Source organism: Pseudomonas sp. NPDC085632 (assembly GCF_044541255.1).
In the GTDB taxonomy this organism is placed as follows: Bacteria; Pseudomonadota; Gammaproteobacteria; order Pseudomonadales; family Pseudomonadaceae; genus Aquipseudomonas.
This window is the reverse complement of the sequence record NZ_JBITSX010000024.1, coordinates 28,385-46,244: the sequence shown is the minus strand read 5'-3', so window position 1 is coordinate 46,244 and position 17,860 is coordinate 28,385. Positions and strand designations below refer to the sequence as shown.

General features: G+C 59.8%; 23 protein-coding genes. All 23 read left to right on the top strand.

Annotated elements, in window-relative coordinates:
* Positions 1-19: 19 nt before the first annotated feature.
* Positions 20-367 (top strand): phage tail tube protein, encoded by a 348-nt coding sequence (locus ACIF4X_RS16675; RefSeq protein WP_007908779.1) that lies wholly within the window; start codon positions 20-22, stop codon positions 365-367.
* Positions 364-660, top strand: coding sequence for a phage tail assembly protein (locus ACIF4X_RS16670; protein ID WP_397482976.1), 297 nt, complete (start codon positions 364-366; stop codon positions 658-660). Before ACIF4X_RS16675 ends, ACIF4X_RS16670 begins: the two co-directional genes overlap by 4 nt.
* Before the next feature lie 130 nt (positions 661-790).
* Positions 791-2,776, top strand: a complete 1,986-nt coding sequence (locus tag ACIF4X_RS16665; RefSeq protein ID WP_397482975.1) for a hypothetical protein — start codon at positions 791-793, stop codon at positions 2,774-2,776.
* Entirely contained in the window at positions 2,763-3,998 is a 1,236-nt protein-coding gene (locus ACIF4X_RS16660) for a DNA circularization protein (protein ID WP_397482974.1), read from the top strand. Before ACIF4X_RS16665 ends, ACIF4X_RS16660 begins: the two co-directional genes overlap by 14 nt.
* Before the next feature lie 3 nt (positions 3,999-4,001).
* Complete coding sequence (locus tag ACIF4X_RS16655; RefSeq protein ID WP_397482973.1) at positions 4,002-5,051, top strand: phage baseplate assembly protein; 1,050 nt, start codon at positions 4,002-4,004, stop codon at positions 5,049-5,051.
* A 152-nt stretch (positions 5,052-5,203) separates the two neighbouring features.
* Positions 5,204-5,713 (top strand): phage baseplate assembly protein V, encoded by a 510-nt coding sequence (locus tag ACIF4X_RS16650; RefSeq protein ID WP_397482972.1) that lies wholly within the window; start codon positions 5,204-5,206, stop codon positions 5,711-5,713.
* Positions 5,713-6,111: a phage GP46 family protein gene (locus ACIF4X_RS16645; protein WP_397482971.1), complete on the top strand. Its 399-nt coding sequence runs from the start codon at positions 5,713-5,715 to the stop codon at positions 6,109-6,111. Before ACIF4X_RS16650 ends, ACIF4X_RS16645 begins: the two co-directional genes overlap by 1 nt.
* Positions 6,101-7,144, top strand: coding sequence for a baseplate J/gp47 family protein (locus ACIF4X_RS16640; protein WP_397482970.1), 1,044 nt, complete (start codon positions 6,101-6,103; stop codon positions 7,142-7,144). Before ACIF4X_RS16645 ends, ACIF4X_RS16640 begins: the two co-directional genes overlap by 11 nt.
* A complete protein-coding gene (locus tag ACIF4X_RS16635; protein WP_397482969.1) occupies positions 7,132-7,731 on the top strand; it encodes a YmfQ family protein in 600 nt (199 codons plus the stop codon). Before ACIF4X_RS16640 ends, ACIF4X_RS16635 begins: the two co-directional genes overlap by 13 nt.
* 13 nt (positions 7,732-7,744) lie before the next feature.
* Positions 7,745-8,902: a phage tail protein gene (locus tag ACIF4X_RS16630; protein ID WP_397482968.1), complete on the top strand. Its 1,158-nt coding sequence runs from the start codon at positions 7,745-7,747 to the stop codon at positions 8,900-8,902.
* The gene (locus ACIF4X_RS16625; RefSeq protein ID WP_397482967.1) at positions 8,899-9,414 is read left to right on the top strand and encodes a phage tail protein; all 516 of its coding nucleotides are present in this window, start codon (positions 8,899-8,901) and stop codon (positions 9,412-9,414) included. The genes ACIF4X_RS16630 and ACIF4X_RS16625 overlap by 4 nt, the downstream gene beginning before the upstream one ends.
* Before the next feature lie 140 nt (positions 9,415-9,554).
* On the top strand, positions 9,555-10,634 hold the full coding sequence (locus tag ACIF4X_RS16620; RefSeq protein WP_397482966.1) for a phage tail protein: 1,080 nt from the start codon (positions 9,555-9,557) through the stop codon (positions 10,632-10,634).
* Between the two features lie 7 nt (positions 10,635-10,641).
* Positions 10,642-11,208, top strand: coding sequence for a tail fiber assembly protein (locus ACIF4X_RS16615; protein ID WP_397482965.1), 567 nt, complete (start codon positions 10,642-10,644; stop codon positions 11,206-11,208).
* A 22-nt stretch (positions 11,209-11,230) separates the two neighbouring features.
* Complete coding sequence (locus ACIF4X_RS16610; RefSeq protein WP_397482964.1) at positions 11,231-12,157, top strand: hypothetical protein; 927 nt, start codon at positions 11,231-11,233, stop codon at positions 12,155-12,157.
* Entirely contained in the window at positions 12,157-12,624 is a 468-nt protein-coding gene (locus ACIF4X_RS16605) for a phage tail assembly chaperone (protein ID WP_397482963.1), read from the top strand. The genes ACIF4X_RS16610 and ACIF4X_RS16605 overlap by 1 nt, the downstream gene beginning before the upstream one ends.
* Positions 12,625-12,664: 40 nt before the next feature.
* Positions 12,665-13,585, top strand: a complete 921-nt coding sequence (locus ACIF4X_RS16600) for a phage tail protein (protein WP_397482962.1) — start codon at positions 12,665-12,667, stop codon at positions 13,583-13,585.
* Positions 13,586-13,587: 2 nt separating this feature from the next.
* Positions 13,588-14,028, top strand: coding sequence for a phage tail assembly chaperone (locus ACIF4X_RS16595; RefSeq protein ID WP_397482961.1), 441 nt, complete (start codon positions 13,588-13,590; stop codon positions 14,026-14,028).
* 9 nt (positions 14,029-14,037) lie between these two features.
* Positions 14,038-15,240, top strand: coding sequence for a carbohydrate-binding protein CenC (locus ACIF4X_RS16590; protein WP_397482960.1), 1,203 nt, complete (start codon positions 14,038-14,040; stop codon positions 15,238-15,240).
* Positions 15,241-15,249: 9 nt separating this feature from the next.
* Positions 15,250-15,462, top strand: a complete 213-nt coding sequence (locus ACIF4X_RS16585; protein ID WP_242204818.1) for a hypothetical protein — start codon at positions 15,250-15,252, stop codon at positions 15,460-15,462.
* A 36-nt stretch (positions 15,463-15,498) separates the two neighbouring features.
* Entirely contained in the window at positions 15,499-16,065 is a 567-nt protein-coding gene (locus ACIF4X_RS16580) for a glycoside hydrolase family 19 protein (RefSeq protein ID WP_397482959.1), read from the top strand.
* Complete coding sequence (locus tag ACIF4X_RS16575) at positions 16,044-16,562, top strand: lysis system i-spanin subunit Rz (RefSeq protein ID WP_397482958.1); 519 nt, start codon at positions 16,044-16,046, stop codon at positions 16,560-16,562. The genes ACIF4X_RS16580 and ACIF4X_RS16575 overlap by 22 nt, the downstream gene beginning before the upstream one ends.
* A 67-nt stretch (positions 16,563-16,629) precedes the next feature.
* Complete coding sequence (locus ACIF4X_RS16570) at positions 16,630-17,130, top strand: CinA family protein (RefSeq protein WP_397482957.1); 501 nt, start codon at positions 16,630-16,632, stop codon at positions 17,128-17,130.
* 83 nt (positions 17,131-17,213) lie between these two features.
* On the top strand, positions 17,214-17,860 hold a 647-nt coding region (gene recA / locus ACIF4X_RS16565; RefSeq protein WP_397482956.1), incomplete at its 3' end, for a recombinase RecA.

Genomic DNA, 17,860 nt, shown 5'->3' with positions numbered 1-17,860 from the left:
TATGCAAGGGAGTAACACCATGGGTCAACTGATTGCAGGTACCTGCTACGTCAAAGTCGACGGCGCACAACTGACCATCAATGGCGGCTGCGAAGCCCCGCTGATGGCGGTCAAACGCGAAACCGTCGTACCGGGTTTCTACAAGGAAACCGACATCGCGCCGTCGTTCAAAGTGACCGCGCTGCACACCGCCGACTTCCCGCTGAAGAAGCTGATTGAAGGCACCGATATCACCGTCACTTGCGAATTCAGCAACGGCAAAGTCTACGTGCTGGCCGGTGCGTATCTGGTTGAAGAACCGGTCTCCAAAGGCGATGACGCCACCATCGAACTGAAATTCGAAGGCATCAAGGGGACCTGGCAATGAGCGGCGCCGTGAAGCTTCAGGTTGCGATCGAAGCTCACGGCGAGCACCAGACCGAAATCGTCCAGCGCCGTCAGACGGTGCAGGAAGTGCTAGCGAACAAGGCGCTGCCGTACAAGATCGACAAGAGCGAAGAAGTCAGCCTCGACATGGACGTGGCGGCCAAATACATCGCCGTGTGCGCCGGCATTCCGCCGTCGTCGGTCAACCAGCTCGACCTGGCTGACCTCAACGCGTTGAGCTGGGCCGTTGCGAGTTTTTTCATGAGTGCGGCGTCGGCGCCATCACCGACCTGATCGCCGTCGCCTATGACCTGGCCTGGTTCTGGAAGGTTGACCCCGAACAGATGATGGCCAGGCCACTGGATGTGCTCCGCGAATCGCTGGAGCACGCGCAACGGATCAATGCGATGCAGCAGGTGCAGTGATGGCGAATACAAATTTGAGCCTGATTCCGCAGACCTTTCCTGTCACGGTCAACATGCTCGTGGTGCTCAAGGGCGCCGAGAAGATGGAAGCCGAAATGAAAGGGCTGCGCGGCAAGGTCGCAGCATTCAAGAAAAGCATGGAGGACAGCGGTCTCGAGCCGCTGGACGTCGCCGGGTTCATCTCCGAAGGTGGCTTGCTCAAGCCGTTTCAGGACGGCATCAAGAAAGCCATCGAAGCGCAGGATGCGCTGGCAAAAAAGGTCATGGCGAACAAGGGCCTGAAACTGCCCAAAGTGGTGCAGGGGGAAACCTCGGCCAACCTGGCAAAGTTTAACGAAGCGCTGGACAAGATCTCGCTGAACATTGGCAACGCGTTACTGCCGGCGGTGAACGGCATCGTCACTGCAATCACGCCAGTGATTACTTCGATTGGCCAGTTTGTGGCGAACAATCCTTCTCTTGTTGAAGGGCTGGCGGCAGCAGCTGTCGCATTCACGGTGGTCACCGTGGGTGCGATGGGGCTGGTGGGTGTGTTGGGTATTTTGACCTCACCGATCGGTTTGATTGCCGCCGCGATTGCGGCGGCGGTGGCGATCATTGTCATCGGCGCGCGCTTGATCACCAACAACTGGGGGGCGATTTCGGGCTTCTTCAGCCGGAACTGGCAATCGATCAGCGATGCGACACGTCGCGGCATCGACGACGTAAGCCAGGGCTGGGATGAGATGGTCACGGGCGCAAGGCAACGGTTCGACTCGATGAGTGCCACAGCTTCGCTGAAGTGGCAGGAGATGCGCGCTGACGCCATTGCCGGTGCCAGCCGTCTTGCGGCGGGTGCGTCCGAAGGTCTGCAGGCATTCGGCGCTTTTATCGAACAAACCTGGGATTCGGCTCGCGCCTCCGTCGGCGCTTACTGGGACAGTGCAGCTGCCAGCACTGCGGCTGGATTGCAAAGCCTCAAGGCCCGGTTGTACACCTCGCCACTGGAAAAAATGACTGCGTTGTGGAACTCCGCTGATGACGTCGTCAGCCAGTACTGGAATCGTACCTATGCGGCGACACTGGCCGGATGGGAGTCGGTCAAGTCAGCGTTCGACGGCACACTGACAGCAAAAATGTCAGGCGTTTGGGATTCCGCACAAAGCGCGGTCTTCACGGCCATCGACGATATGAGCAACAGCGTTGCAACCGGTTGGTCGAGCATCACATCGCTGTTCGACGGCACGCTGACAACCAACATGTCGACGGTCTGGCGTTCGGCGCAAAGCACGGTCTTCGATGCGGTTGGCAACATGCAAAGTGTGGCGGCGAACGGTTGGGAGCAACTCAAATCGACGTTCTCCTGGTCTCCGACCGCTATGGTCGAAAGCGCCTGGCAACCCTTGGCACCGGTTTTTTCAGCGCTGTGGGACGTTCTCCGGGCGGGTGCCCAGCCATTGAAAAGCGAGTTTCAGAACTTGTTTGGCAACACTCCCGTGGAAGCGGTCATGGCGAAGTGGAATGGCGTTACTGAATATTTCTCCGGTTTGTGGGCAACGCTGAACACGGACGCACAATCGGTGAAAGCAACCTTGGGTGATCTGTTCAGTCAGTCGCCGCTGGAATCTATCCAGCAGAAGTGGCAGCCCGTTCTCGACTGGTTCAGTGATATGTGGGCAAGACTCCAAGGGATGTTCGGACAGGTCAAAGAACTGCTCGGTGGCAATTTCTCCGGGTTCTTCGCCACGATCACCGGCAGCAGCGCTGCGGCGCCTGCCGGGGCGCCAGGAATGAGCAGCACGCTGCCACAAACTTCCGGTGCGCTGATTCAACAAAGCGCTATCAACAACCGCACCCAACTCGAAGGCGGCCTGACCGTGCGCTTCGAAAATGCGCCGGCCGGATTGCGCACCGATCAACCGCAAACCAATCAACCCGGCCTGGCGCTGTCTTCGCGCATCGGCTATCGCTCGCTGTCGATGGGAGGTTCCAATGAACTGGCGTGACCGTTTGTTGCCGGCATCCTTTCGTGGTGTCGGTTTCTGGATCGATCAGGCGAAAACCCCGGTCGGTCGCAAAGGTCAGTTGCACGAGTATCCGCAACGTGACCTGCCGTACTTCGAAGACCTCGGCCAGCAGGCCAGGATTCACGATGTCACGGCGTTTATCATCGGCGCCGATTGCCTGGAACAGCGTGACAAGCTGCTCAAGGCATTGGAGGCGGGCAGCGGTGAACTGGTGCATCCATGGCTTGGACGACTGCAAGTCAAGGTCGGCGAATGCGACATGACCCACACCCGCCAGGACGGCGGGTTGGTGACCTTTACCCTGAAGTTCTATCCCGATCAGCCGTTGCCGTTCCCGACTGCCAGCGTCAGCACGCAGAAAGTGCTGCTGGTCAAGGCAGACACGTTGCTGGGGTCGGCAGTGGCACGTTTCGAACAGGCGATGACGCTGATCAAGGCCGCGCGGATCGGCATTGCCAATCTGCGTAACAGCCTGACCGGCGTTTATGAGGTGATCAAAGAACAGCTCAAACCGCTGATCGAGCAATATCGGCAGATCACCGAACTGGTCAAAGCGGTCAAGGAGTTACCCAAGGAAGTGGCGGCGGAGTTCAAAGGCCTGCTCGGCGATATCAAGGAACTCAAGGAATTCGCGAAGGAGGGCTACCGTGGCGTGATTGCCGACGTGTCGCAACAACTCGAAGCAATCCGCAAGGCTGATGCGCCGAAGATCACCACAGGCAAGGACACCAACGCCGCGGCGCAGGCCATGGCCGATCTGGTGCAGGACACGCTGATCGTGAAAGCGGCGCAGTGGATCGCATCCATGCCGGTGGCCACCAAACCGGTGAAATTGCCGTCGACACCTTCCGTCGATCAGCAGGCGAACCAGCCGATCAATCGTCCGGACGTGCCCGCCATCGATGATGTGCAGGCGATTCAGAAGACGCTGATCGAGACCCTGAATCTGGTGAAGACCAAGGCCGGCCCTGCGCACCACCAACTGATCAGTGATCTGCAGGATGCGGCGGTCGCGCACCTCAAGTCGGTCGCGTCGTCCGGTGTGCGCTTGGTCACTAAAACCTTCCAGGAAAGCGCTCCGGCGGTGGTGGTGGCCTACAAGTATCTGGGCGATGCCACACGGGTCACTGAAATCACCCAGCGCAACGGGATGAACCATCCAGGTTTCTCGCCCAACGATGTGAAAGTCTCCGGGGAGTGAGCCATGAGCGAGATGGATAACCGCGTCACGTTGACCGTCAACAACATGGAATACGGCGGCTGGAAAAGCGTGGAGATCACGGCCGATCTGGAGCGCCAGTTCCGCACGTTCAAACTTGACATCACCTGGCAGTGGCCGGGGCAGACGGTGGACCAGCGGATCAAGCCGGGTGACCCCTGCGAAGTGAAAATCGGCCAGGACCTGGTGCTCACCGGCTATGTGTTCAAGGCGCCGATCAGCTATGACGGACGCCAGATCAGCCTGAGCATTGAGGGCAGTTCCAAGACCCAGGATCTGGTCGATTGCGCCGCCAGAAACCAGCCGAACCAGTGGCAGGAGCAACCGTTGCTGAGCATCGTCCAGGCGCTGGCGATGGAGTACGGGCTGATGGTGGTCAATGAAATCCCCGAGACTGCACGGCTGACCAAGCACACGATCGTGCCGGGTGAAACCGTGTTCCAGTCGATCGACCGTTTGCTCTCGTTGCTGCGGGTGTTTTCCACCGATGACGAGCAGGGCCGGCTGGTGCTGGCCAAACCCGGCAGCGGTGGTCGGGCCAGCGATGCGCTGGAACTGGGCAAGAATATCCTGTCGGCCAACGCCCCCATGGATCAGAGTCAGGTGTTCTCCGAATACCGGGTGATCGGCCAGCAGAAAGGTTCGGACAAGAAGAGCGGGGCGGCAGTCAGCGAGGTTGAATCCAGCGCGACCGATCTGAGCTTCAAACGTCGACGCACCACCATCATCAACGAGGGCACCGCGCTGACGTTCGAACTGGCCCAGCAACGCGCCCAGTGGGAGTGCGCCACCCGTATGGGGCGGGCGCAGACCACCACGTATCAGGTGCAGGGTTGGCGCCAGGCCAACGGTGATCTTTGGCGGCACAACACGCTGGTCAAAGTCACGGATCCGGTGCTTGGGTTTGATGGCGACATGCTGATCTCCAAGGTCACGTATTCGTTGTCGGCACAAGGTTCGGTGACCACGCTGCAAGTGGCGCCGCCGCATACCTTCGATCCTGATCCAACGCCCCCGAAAAAAACCCCGGCCTGACACCAAACCTGACTGCCATTACCTGCCCCTGTGGGAGCGGGCTTGCCCGCGATAGCGGTGGTTACCGCAAACACTTCTTTGCCTGACACACCGCCATCGCGGGCAAGCCCGCTCCCACAGGTTTTGTGTTGGCAAAGTCTTGAGGACAATTCATGAGCCTACTGACACGCCTGCTGGCGCGCGGCACTGTCGTGCTCGCCAATTCGGCATCCAAGCTGCAATCGCTGCAAATGCGCCTCACCGCCGGTGAAGTGAACGACGACATGGAGCACTTTGAACCTTACGGTTTCACCAGCCATCCACTGGCCGGTGCCGAAGGTGTCGTCGCGTTCATCGGCGGCGACCGTTCCCACGCCATCGCCCTGGTCATTGCCGATCGCCGTTACCGCCTGCAATCGCTGGCGTCGGGCGAAGTGGCGATCTACACCGACGAAGGCGACAAAATTCACTTCAAGCGCGGGCGGATCATCGACATTGAAACCGCCACGCTGAACATCCGCGCCAGCAGCGCGGTGAACTTCGACACGCCGGTGATCAATCAGACCGGCAAGATCGTTTCCACCGGCGATCAGCTGGCCGGCGGCATCAGCCAGATCAAACACGTACATGTCGGCGTACAGGCCGGCAACGGCCAGACCGGCGCGCCGGCAGGAGGCAAGTGATGCTGATCAGCCCCAACCTCCATACCGCGCTGACACGCGCCGTGCTCATCAGCCTGTTCACCTGGCGCCGCGCCGCCGATGACGACGCCCTCGACGACGAAGAGCGTTTCGGCTGGTGGGGCGACAGTTTTCCCACCGTCGCCGACGACCGAATCGGCTCGAGGCTGTGGCTGCTGCGCCGGGTCAAGCTGACCCGACAAACACAGATGGACGCCGAGTTCTATGCCCGCGAAGCCTTGCAGTGGCTGATCGACGACGGCCACTGCAGCGCCATCGACATCATCAGCGAACGCCTCGACGCTCAGCGCCTGAACCTGCGCACGGTCCTGACCCTGGCCGACGGCGAACGTCTGGACATCAACCCCGATAACAGTTGGCAGGTGATCTATGCCGTTTGAAACCCCTTCGCTGCCGGTGCTGATCAAGCGCACCCAAAGCGACCTGGCCGGCGATTCGCTGCGCCAGTCCGATGCGCAAGTGCTGGCTCGTACCCTCGGTGGCGCAGCTTATGGTCTGTACGGTTATCTCGACTGGATTGCCGAGCAGATCCTGCCTGACAAGGCCGATGAATCGACCCTGGAGCGCATCGCCGCTCTGCGTCTGAACCAACCGCGCAAACCGGCACAAGTGGCCACCGGCACGGTGAGTTTTACCGCCACTGCCGGCGCGGTGCTCGACGCCGATACGCTGCTGCAAACCAATGACGGCCGCACCTACAAAGTCACCGCCGCACGCACCACCGTCAATGGCAGCAACACCACCACGATCGCCGCGCTCGATGCCGGCAGTCTGGGCAATGCCGACGCCGGGCTGGCGCTGACGCCGGTGCAGCCGATTGCCGGTGTGGTCGGCAACAGTTTTGTCGTGCTTGCGCCGGGGCTCAGCGGCGGCGTGGCCCGGGAAAGTCTGGAATCGCTGCGCTCGCGGGTGATTCGTTCCTACCGCGTCATTCCCCATGGCGGCTCGGCCAGCGACTACGAGACCTGGGCGCTGGAAGTGCCGGGCGTGACCCGCGCGTGGTGCCGTGGCGGCTTGCTTGGCCCGGGCACCGTCGGCGTGTACATCATGCGTGACGACGACCCGCAACCGGTGCCGAACGACGAACAACTGGCCGAGGTTCAGGCTTATATCGAACCCTTGCGTCCGGTGACGGCTGAAGTGCATGTGCGTGCGCCGATTCAAGTGCCCATTACCTATCGCCTGAAGTTGACCCCCGACACCAGCGCCGTGCGCGCTGCGGTCGAGACCCAACTGCGCGACTTGCACAACCGCGAAGCCGATCTCGGCGAGGATCTGCTGATCAGCCATATTCGCGAAGCCATCAGCAGCGCCGCCGGTGAAACCGACCACGTGCTGACAGCCCCCATCGCCAACGTCACGGCCAACGACAGCGAACTGCTGACCTTCGGAGGTTGTGTATGGGGGGCATAAGAACCGCCGCGCAATATCAGGCGCAACTGCGCGCTTTGCTGCCCAGTGGCCCGGCGTGGGACCCGGAACGCGTGCCGGAACTCGAAGAAGTGCTGCAAGGCGTCGCCGTCGAACTGGCCCGCCTCGATGCCCGCGCCGCCGACCTGCTCAACGAAATGGACCCGGCCGGCGTCAGCGAACTGGTGCCGGACTGGGAGCGGGTGATGAACCTGCCCGACCCCTGCCTGGGCACCACGCCGCTGTTCGACGACCGTCGCCTCGCCGTACGCCGACGCTTGCTCGCGGTCGGTAGCCAGGCCATCGGCTATTACCTCGACATCGCCAAAAGCCAGGGCTATCCCAACGCCACCATCACCGAACTCGAAGCCCCGCGCATGGGCCGCTCGCGGTTCGGCTCGGCGCATTGGGGCACCTGGGAAGCGCAGTTCATGTGGACGCTCAACACCGGCGGGCGCTTGTTGCTGGGTCGGCGTTTCGGCGCGAGCTATTGGGGTGAGCGTTTTGGCGTCAACCCGGGTTCGGCACTGGAGTGCCTGATCCACCGCAGTGCGCCGGCGCATACCAAGGTGCACATCAATTATGACTAGGAGGGAATGAGCCATGGATTATCCGAACAGTGTGCCCAGCGCCGGCTTGGTGAATGGGAAGTTTGTCGATGAGAACCCGATGACCGGGACGCCGGGGTCGTTGATTCCGGCGGATTGGGGTAACGGGGTTACGCAGGAAATTCTCAACGTGATCAATGCCGGGGGGCTGACCCCGGACGAGAAGAAATACGATCAGTTGTTGCAGGCGATTCAGTCGGTGACGGCCAAGGGCTGGAACCAGGATCTGGCGTTGCCGCTATCGGCTTTGCCTTTGCCAACCGTTGCCACGGCGGATGGCCGGTTATCCATCACGCCGGCCGCCGTGTCGAGCAGTGGCGGGCGAGTGTCCGTACCGGCGGGCGTATACGTCAGCATTGGTCAGGAAGTGGTGACGGGTCAGTTGGGACGTTCGCGGACGTTCATTACCCAGGCCTGGAGCAGTGCAGACCTGCTGCCCAGCTCGAGCTACTTTCTGCGGGCGCAGGTGGTGGGTGGTGTGCTGAGTTTCTATACCCAGCGCGGTACGATTTACGACGTGACACCCGAGACTCTGAAAGGAGCGGCCAACGGCGCTGCCGGCGGTGGTTTTCAGAGCTCGGTGTTGGACATGTGTCTGGCCTGGGTCGTCACCGGCGCGCCTGGCTCGGTGCCGACGATGCGTGCGATATACAACCGCGCACGTTTGACTTGGACGCAGACCGTCAATGGCACAGGTGCAGTGTTTCTGCCGCTGGACCCGCATGCGCGCGCGGCGCGGCTGGTGGTGGGCAATCCGACGCCCTCATCGGCGGCCGTAACGAGTGTCGCGTTTCCGTCGGCTGGATGGACCGGAGGCAACTACAGCTACCTGTCTCCCGTTTCGACGGGCGTTTCCAATAATGCGGGAGGCTGGAACCCGGCGACTCTGCAACCGTGCGTGATATTCACCAACAACATTGTTTATGACGTTACGGTCTCGACGCTGACTGCCAGTTTTGATCACGCCAATCTGCGCTCGCTCTGGCAGTCTTATCAGGCTGAGCACAACCTGGGTCAATCCAATGCGGACAGTGATGAATTGCTATTCAGCATGGGGATCAAGACGCATCCGGTGACCGACTACAGCGTCGGCATCGCGATCAATTTCGGGGACGCCGTGAACGTCCAGTTGCAGTGGGAGTTGATTCGATGATCGTGATTCAGGAGCTTCATCAGTTCGACGGCGAAATGCGCCTTCCTCAACCTTCTGCCGCCCATGACTGGGACGGTGAGAAGTGGGTCGTGAACGGCGATAAGCAGGCTGTGCTGGACGAGCAGGAAACTGAACGTCTGTGTACCAAAGTCGACGCCACCGCCGACAACGTGCGCACCGTGTTGGCCGGCGACCCGCTCAAAGCCATGGAATACGCCCAGGCCGCCGCTGACGCTCAGGCCTATCAGGACGCCGGTTACCCGAAAAAGGAAGTGCCACTGTCGGTCGCAGCGTGGGTTGCCAAAGGGCGCAGCGCCAAACAGGCCGCCGAGCAGATTCTGAACAAGGCCGATCAGCTGACCGACCATCTGCTGACGCTGCGTACGCTGCGCCTGAAGGCCAAAGCGCAAATTCGCGCGCAGGCTGCCAAAGGCAACATGGATCTGGCGCGCAGCGCTGGTGACGAAGCTTTGGTCGCCATTCGCGAATTGGCCAGCGGCCTTTCCAGCTAAGCCGAAAAGCCTCCGTTCAGCGTCACCCAAGCCCACTTCGTTGTGGGCTTTTTATTTTCAGAAAACGGACCTTGGGACAGGTAGACGGAGAACGTTTTGCCGATGCAGGTCATTTGTCATTTCAAAGGAACGAACATCTTATGGATTATCCGAAAAGCGTCCCCAGCGTCGGCCTGGTCGACGGCCGCTTCGTCGATGAAAACCCGGTGGCGGGTACGCCGGGATCGTTGATTCCGGCTGTGTGGGGCAACAGTGTGACTCAGGAGATTCTGAGTGTAATTACCCGTGGCGGGCTGGTGGCTTCCGAAACCGATACCGGTCAGTTGTTCAAAGCGATTCAATCGATTGTTGGCAATGCCAGTCCGATGCGTTCGGTGATTACTCTGGTTGGAGTGTCCAGGTCATTGACCATTGAAGAGTTGGGCTTGGTTCTGATCGACGCCGGGGCCAGCGCACTGACCGTCAGTCTGCCTCCAGCCAATGCCAGCCTGGGGGTGCGTGACGTCATTGTGCGGCGAGTCGATAACAGCGGTAACCGCTTGGTTGTGAGAAGTTCAACCGGCGATGTGATCAGGTTTCACACCCACCTGAATGCTTCGGGCTATCCGTTTCTCGTGTTGATGGGCGCCGGTGACTGGTGGCATTTACGCAGCGATGCAGCGGGCAATTGGTGGCCGGTCGGTCGTCTGGATGGATCCTCACTTGGCTACATAGCCTTTGAAACCACACTGGCTGTATTGCCCGGTGGTTATGCCGCGCTGAATGGTTCCTTACTGAATCGCTCGGAATGGCCTTGGCTCTGGGATCACGCGCAGCAGTCAGGCATGTTGCGTTCTGAGGCGGATCGAGGCGGTGCGTGGACGCCTGGAGACGGCACCACCACTTTTCGCCTGCCAGAAGCCCGTGGTGAATTCTTGCGCGTCCTGGCCGAAGGCGGTTTGGTCGATACCGGTCGTGCGGCGGGATCCTGGCAAAAAGGTTCATTGGTTCAGGGGGACAACGGCGTCGCCGACAACATTTTGTTTGCGACAAACATCATTTCCCAGAAGGCCCAGTTGGGTTTCGATATGGGCAACTACGCCGATTACGCCGGCGCCACCGTCAAATACATCACACCTGCTGCGCCGATTACGCCAATTGCCGATTCAGAACTGCTGAACCACGGCGGTATCACGCGTCCTCGAAATATTGCCTATCCGGGTCGAATCAAACTTATCTGAGGTGCCCATGTTTAATTATCTGACTGATCATCTGGGATGTTTGACCGGCCCTGTCGAGTTTGATGTCACCCCCGGTCTTGGTGTTCAGCTGCCGAGTAATGCCGTTCAACTTTCATTCGAGCTGCCGTCGCCCGAAAGCGGGCGAGTGTGGACACTGGTTAACAATGTTCCTCGAGAGCTGACAGACCGGCGCGGTGTGGTTTACCGCAAATACGATGGCGTCAGGCAAATATTGACCGAACTGGGAGAGTTGCCTGACACCCTTACAACAGAGCCATGGCCAGGGGAGTTCCATATCTGGCGCGACAACGCCTGGGTATTGGATGAGCAGGCTCGCTTGGCGAGCGTTAGACAGCAACGCCTCGATCAGCGCGACGCACTGCTACGCGATGCCGTGCTGCGCATCGCGCCCCTGCAATACGCCGAAGACATCGGCGATGCCAGCCGTGACGAACAACTGCTGCTGATCGAGTGGAAGCTCTACAGCGTCGAGCTGAACCGCATCGAAAAACAGGCCGGTTTCCCCGATGAAATTACCTGGCCGGTCGCACCCGGCACGGCCGTAGCCAACTGACTTCAGCACAGGGAACAGTGCAATGGACTATCCAAAAAACATTCCCGGCGTGGGGCTGGTCAACGGCGGCTTCGTCGATGAAAACCCCCTTGCCGGTACACCGGGATCGTTGATTCCGGCCGCGTGGGGCAACAGCGTCACACAAGAAATTCTGAATGCGATCAAGGCCGCCGGATTGACGCCGGATGAAGCCAGAACCGATCAACTGGCCAGTGCAATCGGTGCACTGGTCGACTTCACCAAACTGAAAAATACCCCGACGACCTTGAGTGGCTACGGCATCACCGATGCGGTGGGGCGGTTGCTGGGGGTTCGGCAGTTCGAAACGGTTGGGATCACGGTTTACAAGCCTAACCCCAAGGCCAAACGTATTCGTGTTCGACTGGTGGGGGCCGGTGGATCTGGCGGCGGTTGTGCACCTGTCGCCTCCGGGAACCTACGTCTCGGTGGCGGCGGCGGATCGGGGGCCTATGCGGAGAGTCTGTATGACGTGACGCCCCAGATGCTTGCCGGCGTGCCCGTTTCCTTGGGTGCGGGTGGAGCTGCCAGCACTACGATGGGCCTGGCTGGCGGTGGGGCTTCCTTCGGCTCTTACATGAGCGTTGCAGGTGGTAGTGGCGCACAGATTCTGAACATCGATACAACCACCTCATCCTCAGGCTACGTTCAGGGCGGCACTGGAGGTCTAGACGCCGTGGGCGGCAATCTTGCCAACGCACGCGGTCATACCGGTGGCTACGCAATGTTCAACGGCAATTGGGGAATGCTCTCCGGAGGCGGAGCGGCGAGTCCGTTCGACGGTGGCGGCCCGTACAGGGGCGTACACAATCCTGGTTTCGCAGGCGTCCGAGGCTCGGGAGGCAGCGGCTCTTGCTCGTCAAATCCGTCGAGTTCATTCGGCAGCGGTGCTGGTGGCAACGCCTTCTGTGAAATCTGGGAGTACGAATAATGGCCATCTATGCACGGATCGAGAACGGCGTGGTCGTCGAACAAATCGACACCGGTGAGTACGCAATCAGCCAACTGTTCGCGCCGTCTTTTGTCGAGTCGATGGTGCGAGTGCCGGATGGTCAGGCGGTCGAAATCGGCGCGCCGATCAGTCAGTTGCCGACAGCTGCCGGACTACTGCCTGCGCAGGAAAGTCCGGTGATCCTCCAGGCGCCGGTTGTTGCAGATCAAGCACCTGCGGCAGCGGAACGTAGCTGGCGTCAGGCATCCCTTTCAGCGACCGAATGGCTGGTCACTCGCCATCGCGATGAGCAGGAACTGGGACGCGGAACCTTGCTCAAGGCCGCGCAGTATCTGGAACTGCTCGAGTACCGACAAGCGCTGCGCGACTGGCCAGATTCGGTGCTTTTTCCGGCAGCGGATTCCCGACCGTCAGCGCCGCTTTGGCTAGCCAGTGTGATTGGCTGAGGCCTGTGCACCCATTGTATTTAAATCAAGGAGATGAACATTGGACTACCCCAAAAATGTGCCCAGTGTCGGCCTGGTCAACGGCCAGTTTGTCGATGAGGATCCCATTGCCGGAAAACCCGGTTCGCTGATCCCGGCGACGTGGGGCAACAGCGTCACGCAAGAAATTCTTAACGTCGTTCAGGCGGCCGGCCTGACGCCGAACGAATCGTCGAACAATCAGTTGCTGGCGGCTTTGCGCAGCCCGACATTGTTCACGACGGCGCCGCAGTTTGATGGCGGACGCTCGGCAGCAACTTCCGAGTTTGTGCAACGGGCGCTGGGCAGTTATGCCAGTGCTCGCGGTATATCCGCCGCCACCCAGTTGACCCAGACCGATGTTGGCTGCTCGATCGGTCTGGGCGGTAACGTGGCTTATACCGTGACGCTTCCGGATGCCGTTTCGGTGCCGAACGGCGCCACGATCAGCTTGCATTGCCGTAATAGCGCGCCCGTTACCGTGGCCAGTAAAACCGGTGCGCAGATCAGTCCGCAAGGGGCTTATCTGGCGTCGATCGTCATCAACAATGGTGAGAGTGCGAACTTCGTCAGAGAGTCTGGGGTGTGGGTGGTTTATGGCACTGCTGCGTTGAAGTACTCAACCAATTACGCCGCGCAGTTCGCTACATCGGGATATCAAAAGTTTCCCAGCGGTTTGATCGTGCAATGGGTAACAGGGGGCTCCGATGCGAATGGCAACATGACGGTGTCGTTGCCGATCAGATTTCCCAATGCTGTTCTAGGCGGTGTCGCCAATGAAGGCTATCCGGCAGGCTGGAGTAGCTCCAACGTAACCGTTTGGGCATTTGACGGCGCGAACTCCACGACAACGACAGTGGTTGCGCGGGTCCGAAATGTGCTGGCTGGAAGTGTAAAGGCTGAGCCGGGAATTTCGTGTCGCGTTCTGGTTTGGGGGTATTGATCATGACGATTTATTTCTATGCACAAAGTCTTGGCTTTGATCGAGTCGATAGCGCACTTCCCGAAGTGCCTGACGGGGCGGTGGAAATTACCCAGGCGCAATACGCTGAGCTGTTTGCGGGACAAGCTGCCGGCAAAGTCATCAGCGCCAGTCACTCTGGCCAGCCTGTGTTGACCGATCCTCTCAATTCCCCGATTGAGCTGGCCAACCGTGAACGCGCATGGCGCAACCAGGTGCTTCAAAACACCCAGTGGTTGGTGTTCCGCGACGCTGAAGAGCTTGAAGTGGGTGAGGGAACGACCCTGCGCACCGAAGAGTTCAAGCAGTTGCTGGCTTACCGGCAAGCGCTGCGTGACTGGCCAAATGATCCGGACTTTCCAAACGCACTGTCGCGTCCGGTCGAGCCCGATTGGCTGGAAGGCCTGCTGCGGGCAAACGGCTGAGGAATCAACATGGACTATCCAAAAAGCGTTCCCGGCTCCGGCCTGGAGAACGGCAAGTTTGTCGATGAAGACCCGGTTGTGGGCAAGCCCGGCTCACTGATCCCGGCCAGGTGGGGAAACAGCGTTACCGAGGAAATTCTCAGTGCGATTACTGCTGCCGGTTTGACTCCGGATGAACAGCAGACCAATCAACTGGCGCAGGCGATTCGGCTGTTGTCGAAGCCCGATCCGTTGCAGCAGTTCCCGGTGCAGGTGTACCGCAAGAATCTGCTGATCAACGGCGGATTCGATATCTGGCAACGCGGGACGACCAATCAGGCACCGAATATTGGTGGTTACGTGGCTGATAGGTTTCGCTGTGACTGGAACGGTAATGCGGCTGTAGCGATCAGCCGGCAGAGCTTCGTTCCGGGGCAGACCGAGGTGGCCGGTGAGCCGGCGTATTTCCTGCGCTGGCAGCAGACCACGGCGGGCGTCGGTGCAACGGAGCATAAAATTTCCCAGGCTATCGAGTCGGTTCGAACCCTGGCCGGTAAAACAGCCACCGTTACCTTCTGGGCGCGATCCGATGCTCCGCGCGCACTGAAAGTGGCATTCGCGCAAATTTTTGGCGCAAGTGGTTCGGAACCGGTGACGAAAGCGGTTGACGCCTTTCAACTGAACACTGCCTGGACCCAGTACAGCGCAACATTTCAGGTGCCGACCATCGCCGGGAAAATGCTTGGCACGAACGATTGCCTGAGACTGGCATTCGACCTGCCGCTCAACGTCGTGCAGACGGTCGATCTGGCGCAGATCCAGTTGGAAGAGGGGCCGGTTTCCACGCCTTTCGAATACCGTCCGGTTGCTGAAGAGTTGATGCTGTGCCAGCGATATTTCGAGAAGTCTTTCGCCAATCGTCTACCGGTTCAGGCGAACAATGGCACCAGCACGTGCATTCTTTCGTTTAGCCAGTCGGCGGGTGCCAACGCTGGCCAATATGGCTTGGCCATCCACATGCAGATACTGAAGCGCGTGCAACCTACCATCGTGCTGTATTGCCCTGCAAATACAGGTAATCAGGTCTGGAACTACACGGTACAAACAGCCTGTACGGGAACATTCGTGCACGGTGTGACGCAGCGTACTTTCGCGCTTAGCACGGTGACATCACCCAACAGCGTGCCTGGTAACGGGTTGCAGATTGAATGGACAGCGGACGCTGAAATCTAGGAGTGACACATGACATACCAATTGACAGCGTGCGGCGTATTGCGCGTGGAGGATTCAGCATTCATCCCCCAGGATCCGACCAATCGCGACTGGACTGAGTATCAGGCTTGGCTGTCATCGGGCGGGCAAGTGCTGCCATTGGACGAAACACCTGAGGCGGCAGCGGGCACCCTGAAAACTCTGGCAAATAAATGGCTGGCAGGTATTGGCCGTCAACCATGATTCAATCAGGGCAATATCCAGGGAGGATCAAGCATTATGCAAATTATTGAAAAAGACCTTATCGACATCATGCCCAACGCCCGCACCCAAGCGGGCGTTTTTGTTTCTGCACTCAACACTGCCATGACTCGCCGCCATATCGACTCGCCCAAACGCATCGCGGCGTTCCTCGCGCAAGTTGGACACGAGTCGGGTCAATTGCGCTATGTGCGTGAACTGGGCAACAACCAATACCTGAGCAAATACGACACCGGTACGTTGGCCTTACGTCTGGGTAACACCCCCGAGGCTGACGGCGACGGACAAAAGTATCGGGGGCGCGGGTTGATTCAGATTACCGGCCGTTCGAATTACCGTCAGTGCAGCCTCGGTCTGTTCGGCGATGAACGTCTGCTGTCGTTGCCCGAGCTGCTCGAACAGCCGCAATGGGCCGCCGAGTCCGCGGCATGGTTCTGGGAGCAGAAAGGTTTGAACGCACTGGCCGACCGCGACGAGTTCAACACCATTACCCGTCGCATCAACGGCGGCTTGAACGGCCTGCAGGATCGCCTGGAAATCTGGGCGCGGGCGAGGGCGGTGCTATGCCAATCCCCTGGCGAGTGATCGGCGTCCTGCTACTGGCTGCAGGTGCTTTTGCCGCGGCCTGGCAGTTTCAAGAGTGGCGCTTCGAACGGCAATTGGCCGACCAGGCCCGGTTAAACGCCGAAGCCCTCAATCAACTGACTCAGGCTGCCGCCACCGCGCAACAGGCCGAGCAGGATAAGCGTCTGGCGCTGGAGCAACGGCTCGCGTCCAGTGAACAAAACCACTACCGAGCGCTGAGCGATGCCCAACGTGATCAGGATCGCCTGCGCGATCGTCTTGCCACTGCTGATGTGCGCCTGTCAGTCCTTCTCGACGCCAGCGACGCTGCCCCAGGCTGCAACGTGCCAGCCACCGCCGGCGCCGGCGGCGTGGATCATGCAGCCGTACGCGCCCGACTTGACCCGGCGCATGCTCAACGAATTATCGCCATCACCGACACCGGTGACCGCGGACTGATTGCCTTGCAGGCGTGTCAGGCCTATGTCAGAGCGCTGGCGCCTGCACATTTTGAATGAGTCTGTGTATTGAAAGCGCAACCGGCTCGTGTACGGTGGAGGCATTCCACACGATCCGGAGTGCGCCGTGAAAGAGATCACCCAATTGGCTGCTGAACTTGGCCGACGCCTGCAAGTACTCAATGCCCACGTCACCACCGCCGAGTCGTGTACCGGTGGCGGGATAGCCGAAGCTATCACACGGATTCCCGGCAGTTCGGCGTGGTTTGAAGCCGGTTACGTGACGTACTCCAACCGGCAGAAAACCCTGCAACTGAATGTGCCTTCCGGTTTGTTCGAGACGGTGGGCGCGGTCAGTGCCGAGGTGGTCGAATCCATGGTGCGTGGTGCGCAGGACAAAAGCCTGGCGCGATTTGCCGTGGCGGTGAGCGGCGTGGCCGGCCCGGACGGCGGCTCGCCGAACAAACCGGTCGGCACGGTGTGGCTGGCCTGGGGCGTTGGCGAAACGGTCACCAGTGAGGTTCAGCACTTCCCCGGCAACCGCGATGAAGTCCGCCGACAAACGGTGAAGGCCGCGCTAGAGGGGCTCCTGCGACTAGCGGCACGAGAAATCGAAAATCAGGGGTAGGCGATCCGCGAACGCTGTGGAATAATACTGGCTACTTATACAGGTGTTGGCCGTCAGGCCTTATTGATTACGTGAGGACTTTAATGGACGACAACAAGAAGAAAGCCTTGGCTGCGGCCCTGGGTCAGATCGAACGTCAATTCGGCAAGGGTGCCGTGATGCGTATGGGCGATCAGGACCGTCAGGCGATCCCGGCTATCTCCACTGGCTCTCTGGGTCTGGACATCGCACTCGGCATTGGCGGTCTGCCAAAGGGCCGTATCGTTGAAATCTACGGTCCGGAATCCTCCGGTAAAACCACACTGACCTTGTCCGTGATCGCCCAGGCACAAAAAGCCGGCGCGACATGCGCGTTCGTCGACGCCGAACACGCCCTCGACCCTGAGTACGCCGGCAAGCTGGGCGTCAACGTCGACGACCTGCTGGTGTCCCAGCCGGACACCGGTGAACAGGCGCTGGAAATCACCGACATGCTGGTGCGTTCCAACGCGGTTGACGTGATCATCGTCGACTCCGTGGCTGCACTGGTACCGAAGGCTGAAATCGAAGGCGAAATGGGTGACATGCACGTGGGCCTGCAGGCCCGTCTGATGTCCCAGGCGCTGTGTAATATCACCGGTAACATCAAGATCGCGAACTGCCTTGTGATCTTCATCAACCAGATCCGCATGAAGATCTGGGTGATGTTCTGCAGCCCGGAAACCACCACCGGTGGTAACGCGCTGAAGTT

Bases quoted from the DNA above. Each gene is read 5' to 3' on its own strand.
- ACIF4X_RS16585 (WP_242204818.1), top strand. From the start codon at position 15,250: ATGACATACCAATTGACAGCGTGCGGCGTATTGCGCGTGGAGGATTCA.
- ACIF4X_RS16655 (WP_397482973.1), top strand. From the start codon at position 4,002: ATGAGCGAGATGGATAACCGCGTCACGTTGACCGTCAACAACATGGAA.
- ACIF4X_RS16580 (WP_397482959.1), top strand. From the start codon at position 15,499: ATGCAAATTATTGAAAAAGACCTTATCGACATCATGCCCAACGCCCGC.
- ACIF4X_RS16605 (WP_397482963.1), top strand. From the start codon at position 12,157: ATGGCCATCTATGCACGGATCGAGAACGGCGTGGTCGTCGAACAAATC.
- ACIF4X_RS16625 (WP_397482967.1), top strand. From the start codon at position 8,899: ATGATCGTGATTCAGGAGCTTCATCAGTTCGACGGCGAAATGCGCCTT.
- ACIF4X_RS16675 (WP_007908779.1), top strand. From the start codon at position 20: ATGGGTCAACTGATTGCAGGTACCTGCTACGTCAAAGTCGACGGCGCA.
- ACIF4X_RS16635 (WP_397482969.1), top strand. From the start codon at position 7,132: ATGGGGGGCATAAGAACCGCCGCGCAATATCAGGCGCAACTGCGCGCT.
- ACIF4X_RS16650 (WP_397482972.1), top strand. From the start codon at position 5,204: ATGAGCCTACTGACACGCCTGCTGGCGCGCGGCACTGTCGTGCTCGCC.
- ACIF4X_RS16630 (WP_397482968.1), top strand. From the start codon at position 7,745: ATGGATTATCCGAACAGTGTGCCCAGCGCCGGCTTGGTGAATGGGAAG.
- ACIF4X_RS16615 (WP_397482965.1), top strand. From the start codon at position 10,642: ATGTTTAATTATCTGACTGATCATCTGGGATGTTTGACCGGCCCTGTC.
- ACIF4X_RS16590 (WP_397482960.1), top strand. From the start codon at position 14,038: ATGGACTATCCAAAAAGCGTTCCCGGCTCCGGCCTGGAGAACGGCAAG.
- ACIF4X_RS16665 (WP_397482975.1), top strand. From the start codon at position 791: ATGGCGAATACAAATTTGAGCCTGATTCCGCAGACCTTTCCTGTCACG.
- ACIF4X_RS16645 (WP_397482971.1), top strand. From the start codon at position 5,713: ATGCTGATCAGCCCCAACCTCCATACCGCGCTGACACGCGCCGTGCTC.
- ACIF4X_RS16575 (WP_397482958.1), top strand. From the start codon at position 16,044: ATGCCAATCCCCTGGCGAGTGATCGGCGTCCTGCTACTGGCTGCAGGT.
- ACIF4X_RS16595 (WP_397482961.1), top strand. From the start codon at position 13,588: ATGACGATTTATTTCTATGCACAAAGTCTTGGCTTTGATCGAGTCGAT.
- ACIF4X_RS16660 (WP_397482974.1), top strand. From the start codon at position 2,763: ATGAACTGGCGTGACCGTTTGTTGCCGGCATCCTTTCGTGGTGTCGGT.
- ACIF4X_RS16620 (WP_397482966.1), top strand. From the start codon at position 9,555: ATGGATTATCCGAAAAGCGTCCCCAGCGTCGGCCTGGTCGACGGCCGC.
- ACIF4X_RS16670 (WP_397482976.1), top strand. From the start codon at position 364: ATGAGCGGCGCCGTGAAGCTTCAGGTTGCGATCGAAGCTCACGGCGAG.
- ACIF4X_RS16610 (WP_397482964.1), top strand. From the start codon at position 11,231: ATGGACTATCCAAAAAACATTCCCGGCGTGGGGCTGGTCAACGGCGGC.
- ACIF4X_RS16640 (WP_397482970.1), top strand. From the start codon at position 6,101: ATGCCGTTTGAAACCCCTTCGCTGCCGGTGCTGATCAAGCGCACCCAA.